Annotated in this window: 13 protein-coding genes and 2 tRNA genes; 6 read left to right on the top strand and 9 right to left on the bottom strand. The window is 70.0% G+C overall.

Annotated elements, in window-relative coordinates; translation table 11 throughout:
- Window positions 1-105: 105 nt before the first annotated feature.
- Window positions 106-432: a hypothetical protein gene (locus CX1_RS00970; RefSeq protein WP_046650701.1), complete on the top strand. Its 327-nt coding sequence runs from the start codon at window positions 106-108 to the stop codon at window positions 430-432.
- A 167-nt stretch (window positions 433-599) separates the two neighbouring features.
- Complete coding sequence (locus CX1_RS00965) at window positions 600-2,192, top strand: succinic semialdehyde dehydrogenase (protein ID WP_060925145.1); 1,593 nt, start codon at window positions 600-602, stop codon at window positions 2,190-2,192.
- A 64-nt stretch (window positions 2,193-2,256) separates the two neighbouring features.
- On the opposite strand, the gene CX1_RS00960 is transcribed toward CX1_RS00965, so the two are convergent.
- The 9 genes from CX1_RS00960 to CX1_RS00920 all read right to left on the bottom strand — a co-directional run bounded on the left by CX1_RS00960 (window position 2,257) and on the right by CX1_RS00920 (window position 12,582).
- Window positions 2,257-2,330 (bottom strand) — tRNA-Leu (locus CX1_RS00960).
- Between the two features lie 94 nt (window positions 2,331-2,424).
- Entirely contained in the window at window positions 2,425-3,432 is a 1,008-nt protein-coding gene (locus tag CX1_RS00955; protein ID WP_046650700.1) for a Ppx/GppA phosphatase family protein, read from the bottom strand.
- On the bottom strand, window positions 3,429-3,959 hold the full coding sequence (locus CX1_RS00950; RefSeq protein WP_046650698.1) for a DUF501 domain-containing protein: 531 nt from the start codon (window positions 3,957-3,959) through the stop codon (window positions 3,429-3,431). Before CX1_RS00950 ends, CX1_RS00955 begins: the two co-directional genes overlap by 4 nt.
- 147 nt (window positions 3,960-4,106) lie before the next feature.
- A complete protein-coding gene (locus CX1_RS00945; protein ID WP_046650730.1) occupies window positions 4,107-4,649 on the bottom strand; it encodes an FtsB family cell division protein in 543 nt (180 codons plus the stop codon).
- Between the two features lie 129 nt (window positions 4,650-4,778).
- Complete coding sequence (gene eno, locus CX1_RS00940) at window positions 4,779-6,059, bottom strand: phosphopyruvate hydratase (RefSeq protein WP_046650697.1); 1,281 nt, start codon at window positions 6,057-6,059, stop codon at window positions 4,779-4,781.
- Between the two features lie 146 nt (window positions 6,060-6,205).
- Window positions 6,206-6,919, bottom strand: a complete 714-nt coding sequence (locus CX1_RS00935) for a lytic transglycosylase domain-containing protein (RefSeq protein ID WP_113570003.1) — start codon at window positions 6,917-6,919, stop codon at window positions 6,206-6,208.
- A gap of 211 nt (window positions 6,920-7,130) precedes the next feature.
- The gene (locus CX1_RS00930) at window positions 7,131-8,210 is read right to left on the bottom strand and encodes a MazG nucleotide pyrophosphohydrolase domain-containing protein (RefSeq protein ID WP_052753248.1); all 1,080 of its coding nucleotides are present in this window, start codon (window positions 8,208-8,210) and stop codon (window positions 7,131-7,133) included.
- Window positions 8,207-11,824 carry a transcription-repair coupling factor gene (gene mfd / locus CX1_RS00925; protein WP_060925144.1) on the bottom strand — a complete coding sequence of 1,206 codons (3,618 nt, stop codon included), beginning with the start codon at window positions 11,822-11,824 and terminating at the stop codon, window positions 8,207-8,209. Before mfd ends, CX1_RS00930 begins: the two co-directional genes overlap by 4 nt.
- A complete protein-coding gene (locus CX1_RS00920; protein WP_240941856.1) occupies window positions 11,821-12,582 on the bottom strand; it encodes a TetR/AcrR family transcriptional regulator in 762 nt (253 codons plus the stop codon). Before CX1_RS00920 ends, mfd begins: the two co-directional genes overlap by 4 nt.
- Before the next feature lie 201 nt (window positions 12,583-12,783).
- On the opposite strand from CX1_RS00920, the gene CX1_RS00915 reads away from it, so the two are divergent.
- The 4 genes from CX1_RS00915 (at window position 12,784) to CX1_RS00900 (ending at window position 16,852) form a co-directional block, all read left to right on the top strand.
- Window positions 12,784-12,854 (top strand) — tRNA-Gln (locus CX1_RS00915).
- A 52-nt stretch (window positions 12,855-12,906) separates the two neighbouring features.
- On the top strand, window positions 12,907-14,187 hold the full coding sequence (locus CX1_RS00910; protein WP_046650789.1) for an MFS transporter: 1,281 nt from the start codon (window positions 12,907-12,909) through the stop codon (window positions 14,185-14,187).
- 114 nt (window positions 14,188-14,301) lie between these two features.
- Complete coding sequence (glmU, locus tag CX1_RS00905) at window positions 14,302-15,840, top strand: bifunctional UDP-N-acetylglucosamine diphosphorylase/glucosamine-1-phosphate N-acetyltransferase GlmU (RefSeq protein WP_046650788.1); 1,539 nt, start codon at window positions 14,302-14,304, stop codon at window positions 15,838-15,840.
- A gap of 34 nt (window positions 15,841-15,874) precedes the next feature.
- The gene (locus CX1_RS00900) at window positions 15,875-16,852 is read left to right on the top strand and encodes a ribose-phosphate diphosphokinase (RefSeq protein ID WP_060925142.1); all 978 of its coding nucleotides are present in this window, start codon (window positions 15,875-15,877) and stop codon (window positions 16,850-16,852) included.

Here is a 16,852-nt window from a genome sequence, read left to right as displayed (position 1 = left end):
TTCCCGATTACGGGGTTTTTCGCAGAGGGAAATGCCTCACCGAAACCGCATGTCGGCGGGGTACGATCGGGGAACCGGAAAGAAATCGATGACGCGGAGGATGACATGGCTGGCGATTACGACGCCGACACCACCGGTGACTTCGACGAGAACACCCTCGACGGTTCCGAGGGCCTCGACGCGGACCACATGACCGGCGACGGCGAGAACTACGTGATGGACCCGCCGGACCGTTGGCGCGGGGCCGAACCCCACGACACCCTGGACCGCCGTCTCGCGGAAGAAAAGCCCGACGTCGATCCCGACGAGGACCCGGACGTGGACCCCGAAATGCGATACGGCGACGTCGACGGCCACGAACCGTTCGAATTCGGGGAAAGCGGCAACCGCGACCCCGATCACAGCCGCCGTTTGGGTTATACCGACAACTAGGGCAATTAGCTGGCCAACCGCTCAGGGCAGCGCCCAACCATCGAGGCGGCGCCTGGCTCGTACGGGGCCGGCTCTCGGCTGGCGGTGGGCGTCGTCAAGCGGGAACCGAAATGGGTTCCCCGCCCAAACCGGCCCGGCGATCCGGACCGCCGCGTACCATCGCGCCCATGAACGCGACCACGACCGAGACCGACCGCGCCACCGGCGCGCAGGCCATCCGCAATCCCCTGACGCCCGACGTCGTCGAGCGCCTGCTCAAGCGGGCCCCCGTCGCGGGCTCGGAAACCCGCACCATTTCGACGCCCTTCACCGGCGAACCGCTGGCCGAGATCCCCGTCGGCGACGCCGCGGACGTCGACCGCGCCTTCGACCGCGCCCGCTTCGCCCAGGCCGCATGGGCGCGCGTGCCCGTCAACTCCCGCCGCGAGGTGCTCCACCGCTTCCATGACCTGGTGCTCACCCACCAGGGCCAGCTGATGGACGTGGTCCAGGCCGAGACCGGCAAGAACCGCGCGTCGGCGTACGAGGAAGTCCTCCACGTCGCCATCACCGCCCGCTACTACGGCAATCAGGCCGAAGCGCTGCTCAAGCCCGCCAAGGCCCACGGCGCGCTGCCGGTGCTCAGTCCGACGACCGTCTACCACCACCCCAAGGGCGTCGTCGGCGTGATCAGCCCCTGGAATTACCCGCTGACGCTGGCCATCTCCGACGCGCTGGCGGCGATCATGGCCGGCAACGCCATCGTGCTCAAGCCCGACTCCACCACCCCGTTCTCGGCGCTGCTGGCCGTTGACCTGCTCTACCGCGCGGGACTGCCGGAAGACGTCGTGCAGGTCGTGCCCGGCCCCGGCTCCGTCGTCGGCCAGGCCATCGTCGCGCAAGCCGATTACCTGATGTTCACCGGCTCGTCCGAGACCGGCAAGTCCCTGGCCAAGCAGTGCGGCGAGCGCCTGATCGGGTTCTCCGCGGAGCTCGGCGGCAAGAACCCGCTGATCGTCGCCGAGGACGCCAACGTCAAGGCCGCCGTCGAGGGCGCGCGCATCGCGTGCTTCACCAACTCCGGCCACCTGTGCGTGTCCACCGAGCGCATGTACGTCGCCGAAGAGGTGTGGGACGAGTTCGTGCCCGCCTTCGCCGACCGCACCAAGGCCATGAGCCTCGGTGCCGGCTACGGCTGGGAGGCGGAGATGGGGTCGCTGCAGTCGCAGGGCCAGTTCGACATCGTGCAGAAGATGGTCCACGACGCCGTGGAAGCCGGCGCCACCGTCCTCGCCGGCGGCCGCGCCCGCCCGGACCTGGGCCCGCTGTTCTACGAGCCGACCATCCTCACCGACGTCCCCGAGGGCGTCGAGCTGCTCACCGAGGAGGTCTTCGGCCCGGTCGTCGTGGTCCACCGCGTCGCCGACGCCGAAGAAGGTATCCGCCGCGCCAACGACTCGCGCTACGGCCTCAACGCCTCGCTGTGGTGCTCCCCGTCGCGCGCGAAGGAGCTGGCGCCGAAGATCCAGGCCGGTTCCGTCAACGTCAACGACGGCTTCGCCGCCACCTTCGCCTCCGTCGACGCGCCGATGGGCGGGTTCAAGGAGTCCGGCGTGGGCCGCCGCCAGGGCGCCGAGGGCCTGCTGAAGTACACCGACTCCCAGACCGTCACCGTCCAGCGGGTGTCCCCGATCTCCATGCCGATGCTGGAGCGCGAAACCTACGCCAAGGTGTTCACCACCGCGCTGAAGCTGGGCAAGAAGTTCGGCGTGCTGCCGTAAACCGCGGTACGCGAAGAAACCCCGGGCAGATGCGCCAACATCTGCCCGGGGTTTTCCCGTTCGGTGCCCCCGGCGAGACTCGAACTCGCAACTCGCGGATTTTAAGTCCGCTGCCTCTGCCAATTGGGCCACGGGGGCTTCACGACGGCTCGCGTTCCACGCGGGGACGTCGTAAAGCAAAAGGAAGCCGGGCCCCGGCTCGCCGTGTCGGCGGCGGGACCCCCGCCCGGCGCTACTGCTGCGCGCGGGCGAGCTTCTCGTCGATCAGGCCGGCGACGATGCCGTCCAGAATATCCTTCTCGCTGACGTGGAACTCCAGCGGCGGCACGTTGGCGCGGGAGGACTTCGCCTCGGCGGCGACGGACTCGAACATGTCCATCAGGCCGTCGATGACCACGACGCCGCCGGCGAAAACGTCGGCGCGGCCCGGGTGCATGACCGGGTTCTCCGCCAGGGTGCGGCGGTCGGTGTCCAGCACCGACTGGTTGAGCGAGCGCAGGGCGTTGAAGCGCAGCGTGGACAGGTGGATGGCCGACGGATCGTAGGTCTCCAGGCCCTGCGCCAGCGCCGACAGCGTGGTGTACGTGCCCGCGCAACCGACGATGGTCTTCGCGGAGGCGACCGGCACCGACTCGCGCACCGACCGGCAATGCTCGGCGACGTAGCGGCGGGCGACGTCGACCTGCTTCTCGGTCGGCGGCGAGTCCCGCAGGAACCGCTCCGTCAGGCGGACGCTGCCCATCGGCACCGACAGCGAACCGTGGACCGTGCCGTCGTACTCGCCGACGATGACCTCGGTGGAGCCGCCGCCGACGTCGATGACGCAGAACGGGCCCTCCTCCGGGTGGAAGTCGTCGACGGCGCCGCGGAACGACAGCGCCGCCTCCTCGTCGCCCGAAATGACCTGCGCCTCCACGCCCCAGTCGGCGAGGATCTCGCGCGTCATGGAGAAGAACTCGTCGCGGTTCGACGCATCGCGCGACGCGGACGTCGCCACCATGCGCACCGCCTCGACGCGCTCGGTGCGCATGAGATCCGCGTAATCGGTCAACGCCGCGCGAACGCGCTCGAGCGCCGCGTCGGCCAGTCGGCCGGTGGCGTCGACTCCCTCGCCCAGCCGCACGATCTCCATCACGCGGTGCAGCTCGGTCATCTCCAGCACGCCGTCGACCTCGCGGACGTCGGTGATGAGCATGCGGATCGAGTTCGTGCCGCAGTCCACGGCCCCGAAGCGGGTCATCCGTCACCCCTCTCGATGCCCAGGTCCGCGCACGTCGGCCAGTCCTCCGGGATCGCCGTGCCGCGCAGGCCCGTGCCCTCGGCCGCCAGCGCCACGGACTCGGTGCCCAAACGGAAGTGGTCCGGGCCCTCGGCCAGCGCGTAGGCGATGAGCACGTGCATGCACTTGACGCGGTCGGGCATGCCGCCGCCGGAGAAATCGGTGCCCAGATCCTCGATGGCGTTGCGCTCGCGCAGGTAGTGCTCGTGGGCGGCGCGGTAATCCGCGGCCAGCTCCTCGTCCTCCAGCAGGCGCGCGGACATGTCGCGCATCACGCCGGCGACCTCCAGCCGCGACGCCTCGGCGGTCAGCCGCGGGTCGGTCAAGTAGTGCAGGGTCGGGAAGGGCGTGCCGTCGTCCAGGCGCGGCGCGGTCTTCACCACGCCCGGCGCCCCGTCCGGGCAGCGGTAGGAGATCTCGAGCACGCCACGCGGCGTGCGGCCCAACTGCGCGGCCACGGCCTCCAGATCGGCGGGGTCAACGGTCATGGCGGATCCTCCTGTCCCCGCCGTCCGGCGGCGGGTCCTGGTCAACGGTGATTCCAAAAGAATTTTTGCTTTACGACGACTACGGCCGCACCCCCAAAGGCGCTGGCCAGTTGGTCACCTTACCGGCAGGCACACCGGTTATCCGATTTACGGTGCCGGTTCGGGCGCCGGTTCGGGCACGGTCGGCAGCCGATCCGGGCTGGTCGCCTCGTCGCGGGCGGGGTTGGCCGGCTTCTCCTCCTCGGGAGGCAACGACACCGAATCCCACAGCTGCTCGTACCAGGGGGCGGTCGGCAGGGTCTCCTCCCCCACGGGGCCCTCCCCATCCGCCGTGCCCAGCGCGGGATCGACGATGCGGAACGGGGTCTCCCCCTCCTCCACCAGCCCCAGCCGGATGCGGGCCTGTTCCTTGATGTATTCCGGATCGGAGAACCGTTCCTTCTCCGCCTGGAGCTCGCGGGTGCGCTCCTCCATGCGGGCGATGTTTTCGCGGGTCTCCGCCAGTTCGGCCCGCTGCTCCGCGTACGTGCGCAGCGGCACGGCCAACACCAGGACCAGGAACAGCAGCAACACGGCCATGGTCAGGGTCTGCCACGGCTGCAGCGACGACAGGCCGCCGCCGACGCGCCCATCCGACGCGCCGGCGGCGGATCCCCCTCGTCCCCGGCGGCCCCGTGCTGTAGTTCCCATGACCGGAAGCATACCCGGCGCGGCACGCCGAAAGGGGCCGGGTCGATGATCGACCCGGCCCCTTTTTCCGGCGGTTTCACCGCCTCGCCCCCGCCCCACCGTCGGACGGCGGAGCGGGGTCGGTGCGGATTACTTCTTGAAACGCGGGAACGCGGAACGGCCGGCGTAGACCGCGGCGTCGCCGAGCTGCTGCTCGATGCGCAGCAGGCGGTTGTACTTGGCCACGCGCTCGGAGCGGGCCGGGGCGCCGGTCTTGATCTGGCCGCAGTTCAGGGCGACGGCCAGGTCGGCGATGGTGGTGTCCTCGGTCTCGCCGGAGCGGTGGGACATCATCGACTTGTAGCCGTTGTTGTGCGCCAGGGCGACGGCCTCGAAGGTCTCCGACAGGGTGCCGATCTGGTTGACCTTGACCAGCAGGGCGTTGGCTGCGTCCTTCTCGATGCCCTCGGCCAGGCGGGCCGGGTTGGTGACGAAGAAGTCGTCGCCGACCAGCTGGACCTTGTCGCCGATCTGCTTGGTCAGCTCGACCCAGCCGTCCCAGTCGTTCTCGTCCAGCGGATCCTCGATGGAGACGATCGCGTACTCGTCGACCAGGTCGCCGTAGACCTTGGCCATCTCCTCGGCGGTGTGCTTGCCGCCCTCGAAGTTGTAGACGCCGTCCTCGAAGAACTCGGAGGACGCGACGTCGAGCGCCAGCGCGACGTCCTCGCCCAGCTTGTAGCCGGCGGCCTCGATGGCCTCGTTGATCAGGTCCAGCGCGGCGCGGGTGGAATCGACGGAGGGGGCGAAGCCGCCCTCGTCGCCCAGGCCGGTCGACAGGCCCTTGTCCTTGATGACCTTCTTCAGCGAGTGGTAGACCTCGGCGCCGACGCGGAGGGCCTCGGAGAAGGTCTCGGCACCGATCGGGGCGATCATGAACTCCTGGACGTCGACGCCGGAGTCGGCGTGCGCACCACCGTTGAGGATGTTCATCATCGGCACCGGCAGGACGTGGCCGTTCGGGCCGCCCACGTACTGGTACAGCTCCAGGCCGGCGGACTTCGCGGCGGCGTCGGCGACGGCCATGGACACGCCGAGGATGGCGTTGGCGCCCAGCTTCTTCTTGTTCGGGGTGCCGTCCAGGTCGATCATCAGCTTGTCGATCTTGCGCTGTTCGTCGGCGAACTCGCCGAGCAGCTCGTCCTGGATCGCCTCGAGGACGTTGTCGACCGCCTGCTGGCAGCCCTTGCCCAGGTAACGGTCGCCGCCGTCACGCAGCTCGTACGCCTCGTGCTCGCCGGTGGAGGCGCCGGAGGGCACCATGGCGCGGCCGACCGAGCCGTCTTCCAGCGCGACCTCGACCTCGACGGTCGGGTTGCCGCGGGAGTCGAGAATTTCCAGCGCGTTCAGTCCGATGATGGGGGCAGCCATAAGTCACCTTTCCGCCGGAACCCTTCCGGCCGTATGACTTCGATTGTGGCACGTTTGCGTGGATCGCGCCGCCGCGGGAACCCCGCCCGGAAGCCCCGAAAGGGGGCCGCTCCGCGGCGCTGCCCGCGTGTCTCGCGCAAGCGGCCTCATGCCGACTGGTTCAGCGCGTAATTGGCCGCCGCGTCGCGGACGTCGCGGACGTACTGGTCGGACTGGTTGTACGACCTGATCGCCGAGGTCCAGCCCTCCGGCGTGGCCAGGTCGCGGCCGCCGGAGCACAGCAAACGCGCCGACGACGCCGCGGCGTCGTCGATGTGGTGCGGGTCGGCGACGCCGTCGCCGCTGGCGTCGATGCCGTGGCGCCGCCAGGTCTCCGGGATGAACTGCATCGGCCCCACGGCCCGGTCGAATTCCGTGTCGCCGTCGAGGGCGCCGCCATCGGTGTCGCGGATTTCCGCGAACCCGGGGGACCCGTCCAGGGGCACGCCGACGATCGGCGGGCGCACCACGCCGTCGGCCTGGATTTCCGCCGGCTTCATCCAGTTGCCGGTGTAGGTGCCGTGGCGGGTCTCCACCTGGCCCAGCCCCGCCAACGTATTCCAGCTGAGGTTGCACTCCGGCCACGACTCCGCCGCGATGACCTCCGCATTGGCGTAGGCGCGGACGGCGGCCGACGGGATGCGCGTCGCCTCGGCGATGGGCTGCGCCCACTGGGCGAGCTGGTCGGCGGTGCGGCCGGGCGCGTGGACGTCGACGCGCGGGGCGGCCTCGGCCGCGGCCGGCGGAACGTTGTCCGGGATGGGCTGCTTGGTGAACGGCGCCTGCACCGGTCCGACGAACATGGCCATCGCCCCGACCATCGCGATGATCGCCAGCACGGCGATCGTCGTGAAGCCGAGGCAACCGCACCCCGCCGACTTCCGGCCCCCGCGCGCCGACCCGCGCTTGGGGTCGCCGGACCACGACGGCACGTCGCGGCCACGACCGCGTCGGCCGCCGCCACGGGGATCAGCGAAGTCGGACACGGGAGCCCATCCTACGGATCAGGCCGCCGAACGTGGAAAGGCCAGGTCACTCCGCCGATTCGTTCGAATCCGCGGGATCCTCCCCGGCCGCGGGGCCACCGAGGGAGTCCAACTGCATGAGGAATTCGCGGGCGACGAAACGCGTGCGCGCCTCGGCACCGGACTCCAGCTCCAGGCCCGGGGTCGGGCACATCAACTCGACCGGGATGTCGGAATCCGACATGCCCAGTGCGCGGGCCCGGCGGATGGCCTCCTCGGCCAGCGCCAGCGCCGGCAGGAACTCGGCGGGCTGCGAACGCGGGCCGCCGCGGCCGGCGGTCCACGCCTCCTCCTGCTCGGCCAGGGGCATCAGCTCCGCGCCCTCGCCGAGGTCGCGGGAACCGTCGAAGAGGTACGGCTTGCGCAGCCGCATCTTGTCCACGAACGCCCCGGCGACGTCGTCGATGTCGAAGTCCTCGGCGACCTCCGCCTGGAACAGCACCTGCAGCAGCAGATCCGACAGCTCGCCGCGGACGTCGCCGCCCTCGTTGACGGCGTCGATGAACTCGAACGCCTCCTCGATCAGGTACGGCAACAGGCTGGCGTGGGTCTGCCCCGCCTCCCACTCGCCGGTGCGGCGAGCGGCGGACATGACGTCGATGGCCTCGGCCACGCGGGGGAACCGCTCCCCCAGTTCGCCGCCCGCCGCCGCGGGTGCGGTGGCCGATGCGGCGTGGGCGGACGGCGCGGCGGCCGGGCCGTCGTCACGCGAATCGGCGGCGACCCGCGCGGTGCCCTCGTCCGTGTCCTGCGCCGGGGCCGCAGAAGTCGCGGCGGAGGCGGCGGCCGGGGCCGCAGTGGCCGCAGGAGCAGCGGACAGAACGGCGGCGGCCGGCGACGGGGCCTCGGCGAGGCCGACGTCGAAGATGCGCTCGCCGGCGGCGATGCGGTCCTGGACGTCATCGTTGTCGACGTCGGTGGTCACCAGGATCTCCGCATCGGACACCGAATGCCCGCCCGCATCGGCGATGGCCCAGCGGACGCGGATGGGCACCTCCTCGGTGTAGGACACCTCCCCCGTCAGCAAACTCGCCGCTTCGAGGGGAATCGCGGTGGGAAACCGCGGGTCGAGCACGATGATGGTCATTTCTGATCCTTTCCGCCGTGGGCTTCGCCGACGATGTCCATGACGGGGATTCCCGCCATTCCGGTGAGGAAATCGGCGACCCATTGCACCAGCGCGACATCGCGCACCGGCTTGGCCCGCAAACCCTTCCCTTCCTTCGGAACCGCCACGGAAACGGTCCGCGATGCGGCCCGGTACGTCGATTGCGGATGCAGGCGCTTCAAACGCACCTGCTTCGAATCGGCGAGTTCCATGGGTCCGATCTTAATGTGCGCACCCGTCGCTTGAACCTCATGCACGCCGAACTCGCGGCAAATGATTCGCAATCTCGAAATCGCCGCAAGGCGCTGCACTTCGATCGGCGGCTCGCCGTAGCGGTCGACGAGCTCGTCGAGGACGACGTCGATGTCCTCCATGGCCTGCGCCGACGCGAACTTCCGGTACGCCTCCAGGCGCAGCCGCTCCGAGTCGACGTAACTGGCCGGGATGTTCGCGTCGACGGGCAGGTCGATGCGGATTTCCTTCGGTTCCTGCGCCGACGCGTCGGGCGTTTCGCCATCGGCCACCGCCTTCATCGCGGCGACCGCTTCGCCGACCAATCGGACGTACATGTCGAAACCGACCCCGGAAATGTGGCCGGATTGTTCCGCGCCGAGCACATTTCCCGCCCCGCGCATTTCCAGGTCCTTCATGGCCACCGCCATACCGGCGCCGAGATCATTGTTCTGTGCGATAGTGGCCAGGCGGTCGTAGGAATTCTCCGTCAGCGTCTGATCCGCCGGATACAGGAAATAGGCGTAGGCGCGCTCGCGGGAACGCCCCACGCGGCCGCGCAGCTGGTGCAGCTGCGACAGGCCCATGTGGTGGGCGTTTTCGACGATCAGCGTGTTGGCGTTGGCGATGTCCAGGCCCGTTTCCACGATGGTCGTGCACACCAGCACGTCGAATTCGCGGTCCCAGAAACCCTGCACCGTGCGCTCGAGCATCTCCTCGCCCATCTGGCCGTGGGCGACGACGACGCGCGCCTCCGGCACCAGGTCGCGGACCTTCTGCGCGGCCTTGTCGATGGTGCTGACCTTGTTGTGCAGGTAAAACACCTGGCCATCGCGCAGCAGCTCGCGGCGGATGGCCGCGGCGATCTGCTTGTCCGACTGCGCGCCGACGTAGGTCAGCACCGGGTGCCGGTCCTCGGGCGGGGTGAGGATCTGGCTCATCTCTCGAATGCCGGCCATGGACATCTCCAGCGTGCGCGGGATCGGGGTCGCCGACATGGTCAGCACGTCGACGTGGTTGCGCAGCGCCTTGATGTGCTCCTTGTGCTCGACGCCGAAACGCTGCTCCTCGTCGACGATGACCAGGCCCAGCTGCTTCCACGACACGCCGGTCTGCAGCAGGCGGTGGGTGCCGATGACGATGTCGACGGTGCCTTCCTTCAGCCCCGTGAGAATCTCCTTCGATTCCCTCGTCGACGTGAAGCGGCTCAGCCCCCGCACCGTGACGGGGAAACCCTCCATGCGCTCGCTGAACGTGGCCAGGTGCTGCTGGGCCAGCAGGGTCGTGGGCACGAGCACCGCGACCTGCTTGCCGTCCTGCACCGCCTTGAACGCCGCGCGCAGCGCAACTTCGGTCTTGCCGTAGCCGACGTCGCCGATGAGCACGCGGTCCATCGGCGCGGGCTTTTCCATGTCCGCCTTGATCTCGGCGATGGCGGTGAGCTGGTCCTCCGTTTCGGCGAAGGGGAAGTTGTCCTCCATCTCCGTCTGCCACGGCGAATCCGGGGCGAAGGCGTGGCCCGGCGCGGCCTGCCGCTCGGCGTAGAGCTTGACCAGCTCTTCGGCGATTTCGCGGACGGCGCCGCGGGCCTTGCGCTTGGTGGTCTTCCAGTCGGAGCCGCCCATCTTCGACAGGGTGGGCTTTTCGCCGCCGACGTAGCGGGTCAGCTGATCGAGGCTCTCCATGGGCACGTAGAGCTGGTCGGGCGGGCCGCCGCGCTTGCCGGAGGCGTACTCCAGCACCACGTATTCGCGGCGCGCCTGGTCGTCGCCGGTGCCGATGGTGCGTTCGGTGAGTTTGACGAACCGGCCGATGCCGTGGGTGTCGTGCACCACGAAGTCGCCGGCTTCCAGGGCGAGCGGATCCACGCGGTTGCGGCGCTTGGCGGGCTTGCGGCGCCCGCCGCCGATGTCGGTGACGCGGTTGCCGGTGACGTCGGCTTCGGCGATGACGGTCAGCGCCCCGCCGTCGGTGCGCGGGAACACCAGGCCACCGTGGCTGACGCCCTGGTAGACGGTGATGCGCCCGGGTTCGGGGTATTCGGGGCCGGTGGCGATGCGGCAGGCGATGCCGGCTTCGCGGAACTTCTCCGCTTGACGACGGACGCCGGCCGGCGTTCCGGCGATGTAGGCGACGCGTTCGCCGCCGACGGTGGCCTCGCGCAGCTGCGCCATCATGGCCCCGATGGCCTTGAGGTCGCCGCGGGGTTCGGGGCCGGGTTCGTAGGTCAGGGGCAAAACGTCGTCTTCGGTGACGCCGCCGTCGAGCATGCCGGGCGGGGAAATCGACCACCACGGGGCGCGGCGGACCTCGTCGAGGTGCCGGTAGGCGCTGGCGTCGAGCCCGTCCGCCGGGATCGGCGCGCCGCCGCCCATCGCGGCGGTTTCCCACGCCGCGGCCATGAACTCGTCGCCGGTTGCGATGAGGTCCGCGGCGCGGGAACGGATGCGCTCCGGGCCGCACAGGAGAGTGTGCGCGCCGTCGGGCAGCAGCTCCGTCAGCGGCACCAGCGGGCGGTCGGTCAGCAGCGGGATCAGCGCCTCCATGCCGTCGACCCACTGGCCGTCGGAGATGCGCACGAGCATTTCCTGCACGTCGCCGGAGCGTTCGCCGGCCATTTCGCCGGCACGCGCCTTCACCGCGTCGTCGAGGAGCAGCGCCCGGCAGGCGTGGACCTCCACCACGCCGGCGGAATCGCCGGCCTCGACCTCGGAGATGGTGCGCTGGTCGCCCACGGAGAACACGCGCATCTCGGTGATCTCGTCGCCCCACAGCTCCACGCGCACTGGATTGTCGGCGGTGGCGGGGAAAACGTCGACGATGCCGCCGCGCACGGCGAACTGCCCGCGCCGGCCGACCATGTCGACGCGCGAGTAGCCGTGGCGCTCGAGCTTCTCCGGCAGGTCGGGCACCTCTTCGTCGACGGCGAGGCGGATGGCCTCCGCGCCGTCGTCGAGCACCGGCTGCACCAGCGACCGCACCGCGGCGACGACGACGGTCACCGTGCCCGCGCGCATGCCGGACAGCACCGCCCGGCGCGTGGCCACGGTGTCCACCGCCGGCGACAGCCGCTCGTGCGGCAGCGTCTCCCACGACGGGAACATGGCCACCTTAGAGCCCAGCATCGACCGCAATTCCGAGGTGAGGTCCTCGGCCTCGCGCCCGGTGGCGGTCACCGCCAGCACGGGGGCCTTGGCGGCCAGCGCCGCGATGAGATGCGGCCGCACCCGGTCGTTGCCGGTCATGTGCAGTTCGGGCTCGCCGAGATGCTTCACGACGCCCCGCAGCTGCGGCTCCCCCGCCACCACCTGCGCCAGCCCCGACAGCGGGGCCACCATCGCCCCCGTCTTCGACCCGGTCATCGGGCCTCGTCCCCGCCGCGCCGGACCTTGTCGGCCGGGTCCGCTTCGGGGCCGGCGCCGAGCACCGCGCCCTGCTCCGCGGCCGGGCCGTCGACGTCGCCGCGCAGCACCGGGTGGGCCTCCATGCCCGCCAGGCCGTTCCAGCAGAGGTTGACGATGTGCGCCGCCACGGTCTCCCGGTCCAGCGTCGTGCCGTCGGTGGCCTTCGCCGTCCCGCGGTCCTCCCCGGAACCAGTGCGTTCGTCCAGCCACCACTGCGCCGTCTGCGACACCATGCCCACCAGGGCCTGCGAATACAGCACCGCGGGAGCCTCATCCAGGCCCGCACGGGTGAACGCGGCGCCGAGAATGTGCGACACGCGGCCGGTGGCGTTGCCCAGCAGCGTCGCAAAGCCCTGGTTCGACCCCGGATCGCGGGCCAAAATGGTGAACCCGTCCGTGTGATCCTCCACGTAGGCCAACAGCCCCACGACGGCACGTTCGATGCGCGCCCGCGAACGGCCCCGCGAAATCGAATCGGCGATGACGTTTTCGAGGCGCTCCATCTCCTCGGCCACGACCTCGCGGTACAGGCCGTCCTTCGTGCCGAAATGCTCGTAGACCACCGGCTTGGACACCCCCGCCCGGGAGGCGATCTCCTCCATCGACGTGCCGTCGAGGCCACGTTCCGCGAAGGTCGCCCGGCCGACGTCGAGGAGTTGCCTGCGACGTTCCGGCCCGCTCATGCGCCGACGTACGGCATTGCCCGGATTTCCCATGTCCCCGAGCCTATCGTGACCGCGCGGCACGCCCCGAGCGCGGGCCGGTGGCGCGGGTGCGGGGTCGCGCATGGGCCGGGGTGCGGGTTGGTGTTCAGGTTGGGGTGCGGGTTGGGGTGCGGGTTGGGGTGCGGTCCCGGCCGCCGGTGTTGCTAATCTGATGCGCGGTGCACGCCCCCGCGATAGCGGCGGCCGCGCCGGTCCCCCGTGGTGTAATGGCAACACTCCTGATTTTGGTTCAGGCATTTCAGGTTCGAGTCCTGGCGGGGGAGCTTAGGGAACACTTGCTCGAAATCGCCGGGTGTCCGCCGATAACCTGCATGCATGGCGCTCTACGACAAGCTGGTTTCCCCGGCCGACACCTCCGACATGCCGGACGACGTCGCCCGCGACGTGCCCGCCAACGGCATGAAGTTCATCGCCGCCAACGGCCTGCAGAACGCCGGCGACCAGGTGATCAACCCGAAGACCGTGCTGCCCTGGCTGCTGACTGCGCAGGGCGCGCCCGGCCTGGCCATCGCGCTGCTGGTGCCCATCCGCGAGTCGCTGTCGATGCTGCCGCAGGCGGCGCTGACGCCGTGGGTCAAGCGCCGGGCGCACCGCAAGTCCGTGTGGATCCTCGGCTCGATCACGCAGGGCGTCATGGCGCTGATCATGGCCCTGTCGGCGGCGGTGTTCGACGGCATGGCCGCGGCAGTGGCCATCCTCGCGGCGCTGGCGATCTTCGCGCTGGGCCGTTCGCTGTGCTCGATCGGCTCTAAGGACGTCCAGGGCCGCACGATCCCGAAGGGCCAGCGCGGCCAGATCACCGGTTTGGCGACGGTCCTGTCCGGCGTCGTCGCCATCACCCTCGGCCTGGGCATCCGCTGGTTCGGCGGCGATGACCTGCCGACGTCGGTGCTGACCTGGATGATCGCCATTTCCGCGCTGACGTGGTTCGCCGGCGCGGTCGTCTTCCACCGCGTCACCGAACCCGCCGGCGAGACGTCGGAGGATTCGGCCGGGTCGTGGGTCAAGGAATCGTGGGAGTTGCTTTCCGACGACGCGCCGTTCCGCAACTTCGTCATCGTCCGTTCGCTGCTGCTGGTCTCCGCCCTGTCGCCCGCCTTCTTCGTGTCGCTGTCCGCCGAACGCGGCGACGGCGAACTCTCCGGGCTGGGCCCCTTCCTCATCGCCTCGGGCGCGGCGGCCATCCTCGGCGGGCAGGTCTCGGGAAAGTTGAGCGACAAGTCGTCGAAAAGCACCATGACGTGGGGCGCGGGGCTGGCCTCTGTGATCCTGCTGGCGGTGATGGCGCAGGTGACCTTCGCCGAGGACTGGTCGGGGTGGGCGCTGCCCGTGGCGTACTTCCTGATCACGCTGACGCACACCGGAGTGCGCGTGGCCCGCAAGACCTACGTCGTCGACATGGCCGAGGGCGACCAACGCACCACCTACGTCGCCGTGGCGAACTCGGCGATGGGCGTGATCCTGCTGGCCACCGGCGCCATCTCCGGCGGGTTGGCGATGCTCGGCACCATGTGGGCCCTCGGGTTCTTCGCCGTGCTCGGGCTGATCGGCGTGGCCATGGCCCGTGCCCTGCCCGACGTGTCGGCGAAGGGCTGACGCGGGCCGCGCACCCCGCACCGTGGGCGGGGCCGGGCGGGAGTACCGTGGCCGCGTCTTCCGGAAGGTAGGGTTTCCGGAGGATCCCACGACGAACCGCACGAGGAGACTGACATGAGCAACGGCACCGGCACGCCCACCGCCGTCGTCATCCTGGCCGCCGGCCAGGGCACCCGCATGAAGTCGGACACGCCGAAGATGCTGCACGGCATCGGCGGCCGCACGATGCTGGAACACGCCCTGCACGCGGCCCGGGGCGTCGACCCCGAACAGATCGTCGCGGTCGTCGGCCACCAGCGCGAGAAGGTCGTCCGCGCCATCGCCGAGTGGGTGGGCGGCATCGCCGATGCCGAGGGCGACGGCGCCCTGCCCGGTGGCGTGGCCATCGCCCACCAGGAGGAGCAGAACGGCACCGGCCATGCGGTGCAGTGCGCACTCGACGACGCCTCGCTGCAGGAGTTCGAGGGCACCGTGCTGGTGACCACCTCCGACGTGCCGCTTCTCGACGCCGACACGCTCTCCGCCCTGCTGGCGGAGCACAACCGCAAGCCGCGCGCCGCCGTGACGGTGCTGACGTCGACGGCGGAGAACCCCCATGGTTACGGCCGCATCATCCGCAACTCCGACGGCGAGGTGCTGCGCATCGTCGAGGAGAAGGACGCCACCGACGACGAGCGCCGGACCACGGAGGTCAACTCCGGCGTCTACGCCTTCGACGCCGCCACGCTGCGCCACGCGCTGACCCAGCTGAACACCGACAACGCGCAGGGCGAGCTGTACCTGACCGACGTCATCGGCATCGCCCGCGAGGCGGACCGTTCCGTGCGCGGCCACCGCCTCGACGACGCGATGGTCGTCGCCGGCGTCAACGACCGCGTGCAGCTGGCCAATCTCGGCGCCGAGCTCAACCGCCGCCAGTGCGAGAAGGCCATGCGCGGCGGCGCGACCATCGTCGATCCGGCGACCACGTGGATCGACGTCGACGTGGAGATCGGCCGCGACGTGACCATCCTGCCGGGCACCCAGCTCCACGGCGCCACCGTCGTCGGCGACGGCGCCACAGTCGGTCCGGACACCACGCTGACGGACGTCACCGTCGGCGAGGGCGCCACGGTCTTCCGCGTGCACGGCACCGAGTCGTCCATCGGCGCGAATGCCCAGGTCGGTCCGTTCACGTTCCTGCGCCCCGGCACCGTGCTCGGCGAGGACGGCAAGCTCGGCGGCTTCGTCGAGACGAAGAAGGCCGTCATCGGCCGCGGCTCGAAGGTCCCGCACCTGACGTACGTCGGCGACGCGGAGATCGGCGAGCACTCCAACATCGGGGCGTCGAGCGTCTTCGTCAACTACGACGGCGTGAACAAGCACCGGACCGTCATCGGCTCCCACGTGCGCACCGGCTCCGACACCATGTTCATCGCCCCCGTAACCGTCGGTGACGGCGCGTATTCGGGTGCGGGTACTGTAATCAAGGACGACGTTCCCCCGGGTGCGTTGGCGGTCAGCGGTGGCCCCCAGCGCAACATCGAGGGGTGGGTCCAGCGGAAGCGGCCGGGCACCCCGGCGGCGGAAGCGGCCGAGGCGGCGCAGGCCGCGGCGGGCGATTCCACCGATGTCGGCGCCCCGGGCGACGGCAATCCCGACACCTCCGCGTAAGCCGAAGAACGACCAGGAAGGCCAGGCCGATTACATGACCGGCGAGTGGATCGACAACCAGAAGAACCTCATGATCTTCTCCGGGCGCGCGCACCCGGAGCTCGGTGACGCGGTGGCAAAGGAGTTGGGCGTCGAGCTGACCCCGATGACCGCCCGCGACTTCGCGAACGGCGAGATCTTCGTCCGTTTCGAGGAGTCCGTCCGCGGCTGCGACGCGTTCGTGCTGCAGGCTCACCCGGCGCCGCTGAACAAGTGGCTGATGGAACAGCTGATCATGATCGACGCCCTGAAGCGCGGTTCCGCCAAGCGCATCACGGCGATCCTGCCGTTCTTCCCGTACGCGCGCCAGGACAAGAAGCACCGCGGCCGCGAGCCGATTTCCGCCCGCCTGGTGGCGGATCTGCTGAAGACCGCCGGCGCGGACCGCATCGTGTCGGTCGATCTGCACACCGATCAGATCCAGGGCTTCTTCGACGGCCCGGTCGATCACATGCACGCCATGCCTATCCTGGCGGACTACATCAAGGAGCACTACTCGCTGGAGAACCTGTGCGTGGTCTCCCCCGACGCCGGCCGCGTGAAGGTGTCGGAGAAGTGGGCCAACACCCTCGGTGATGCGCCGCTGGCGTTCATCCACAAGACCCGCAGCGTGGACGTGGCCAACGAGGTCGTGGCCAACCGCGTCGTCGGCGACGTCGATGGCCGCGTGTGCCTGCTCATCGACGACATGATCGACACCGGCGGCACCATCGCCGGCGCGGTGAAGGTGCTGCGCGAGGCCGGCGCGGCCGACGTCATCATCGCCACCACCCACGGCGTGTTCTCCGGCCCGGCGGCCGAGCGCCTGTCCAAGTGCGGCGCCCGCGAGGTCATCACCACGGACACGCTGCCGCAGACGCACGAGGGCTGGGACAACCTGACGGTCCTGCCGATCGCGCCGCTGCTGGCCAAGACGATCCACGAGATCTTCGAGAACGGTTCCGTGACCACCCTCTTCGAGGGCCAGGCGTAG

The organism is Corynebacterium xerosis NBRC 16721 = ATCC 373 (assembly GCF_001552415.1).
Taxonomy (GTDB): domain Bacteria; phylum Actinomycetota; class Actinomycetes; order Mycobacteriales; family Mycobacteriaceae; genus Corynebacterium; species Corynebacterium xerosis.
This window is presented reverse-complemented; position numbering and strand designations above follow the sequence as displayed.

What these genes read in the sequence shown, in the direction of transcription:
- CX1_RS00970 (WP_046650701.1), top strand. Translation starts at nt 106, where the DNA reads ATGGCTGGCGATTACGACGCCGACACCACCGGTGACTTCGACGAGAAC.
- CX1_RS00965 (WP_060925145.1), top strand. Translation starts at nt 600, where the DNA reads ATGAACGCGACCACGACCGAGACCGACCGCGCCACCGGCGCGCAGGCC.
- CX1_RS00955 (WP_046650700.1), bottom strand. Translation starts at nt 3,432, where the DNA reads ATGACCCGCTTCGGGGCCGTGGACTGCGGCACGAACTCGATCCGCATG.
- CX1_RS00950 (WP_046650698.1), bottom strand. Translation starts at nt 3,959, where the DNA reads ATGACCGTTGACCCCGCCGATCTGGAGGCCGTGGCCGCGCAGTTGGGC.
- CX1_RS00945 (WP_046650730.1), bottom strand. Translation starts at nt 4,649, where the DNA reads ATGGGAACTACAGCACGGGGCCGCCGGGGACGAGGGGGATCCGCCGCC.
- eno (WP_046650697.1), bottom strand. Translation starts at nt 6,059, where the DNA reads ATGGCTGCCCCCATCATCGGACTGAACGCGCTGGAAATTCTCGACTCC.
- CX1_RS00935 (WP_113570003.1), bottom strand. Translation starts at nt 6,919, where the DNA reads ATGGTCGGGGCGATGGCCATGTTCGTCGGACCGGTGCAGGCGCCGTTC.
- CX1_RS00930 (WP_052753248.1), bottom strand. Translation starts at nt 8,210, where the DNA reads ATGACCATCATCGTGCTCGACCCGCGGTTTCCCACCGCGATTCCCCTC.
- mfd (WP_060925144.1), bottom strand. Translation starts at nt 11,824, where the DNA reads ATGACCGGGTCGAAGACGGGGGCGATGGTGGCCCCGCTGTCGGGGCTG.
- CX1_RS00920 (WP_240941856.1), bottom strand. Translation starts at nt 12,582, where the DNA reads ATGGGAAATCCGGGCAATGCCGTACGTCGGCGCATGAGCGGGCCGGAA.
- CX1_RS00910 (WP_046650789.1), top strand. Translation starts at nt 12,907, where the DNA reads ATGGCGCTCTACGACAAGCTGGTTTCCCCGGCCGACACCTCCGACATG.
- glmU (WP_046650788.1), top strand. Translation starts at nt 14,302, where the DNA reads ATGAGCAACGGCACCGGCACGCCCACCGCCGTCGTCATCCTGGCCGCC.
- CX1_RS00900 (WP_060925142.1), top strand. Translation starts at nt 15,875, where the DNA reads ATGACCGGCGAGTGGATCGACAACCAGAAGAACCTCATGATCTTCTCC.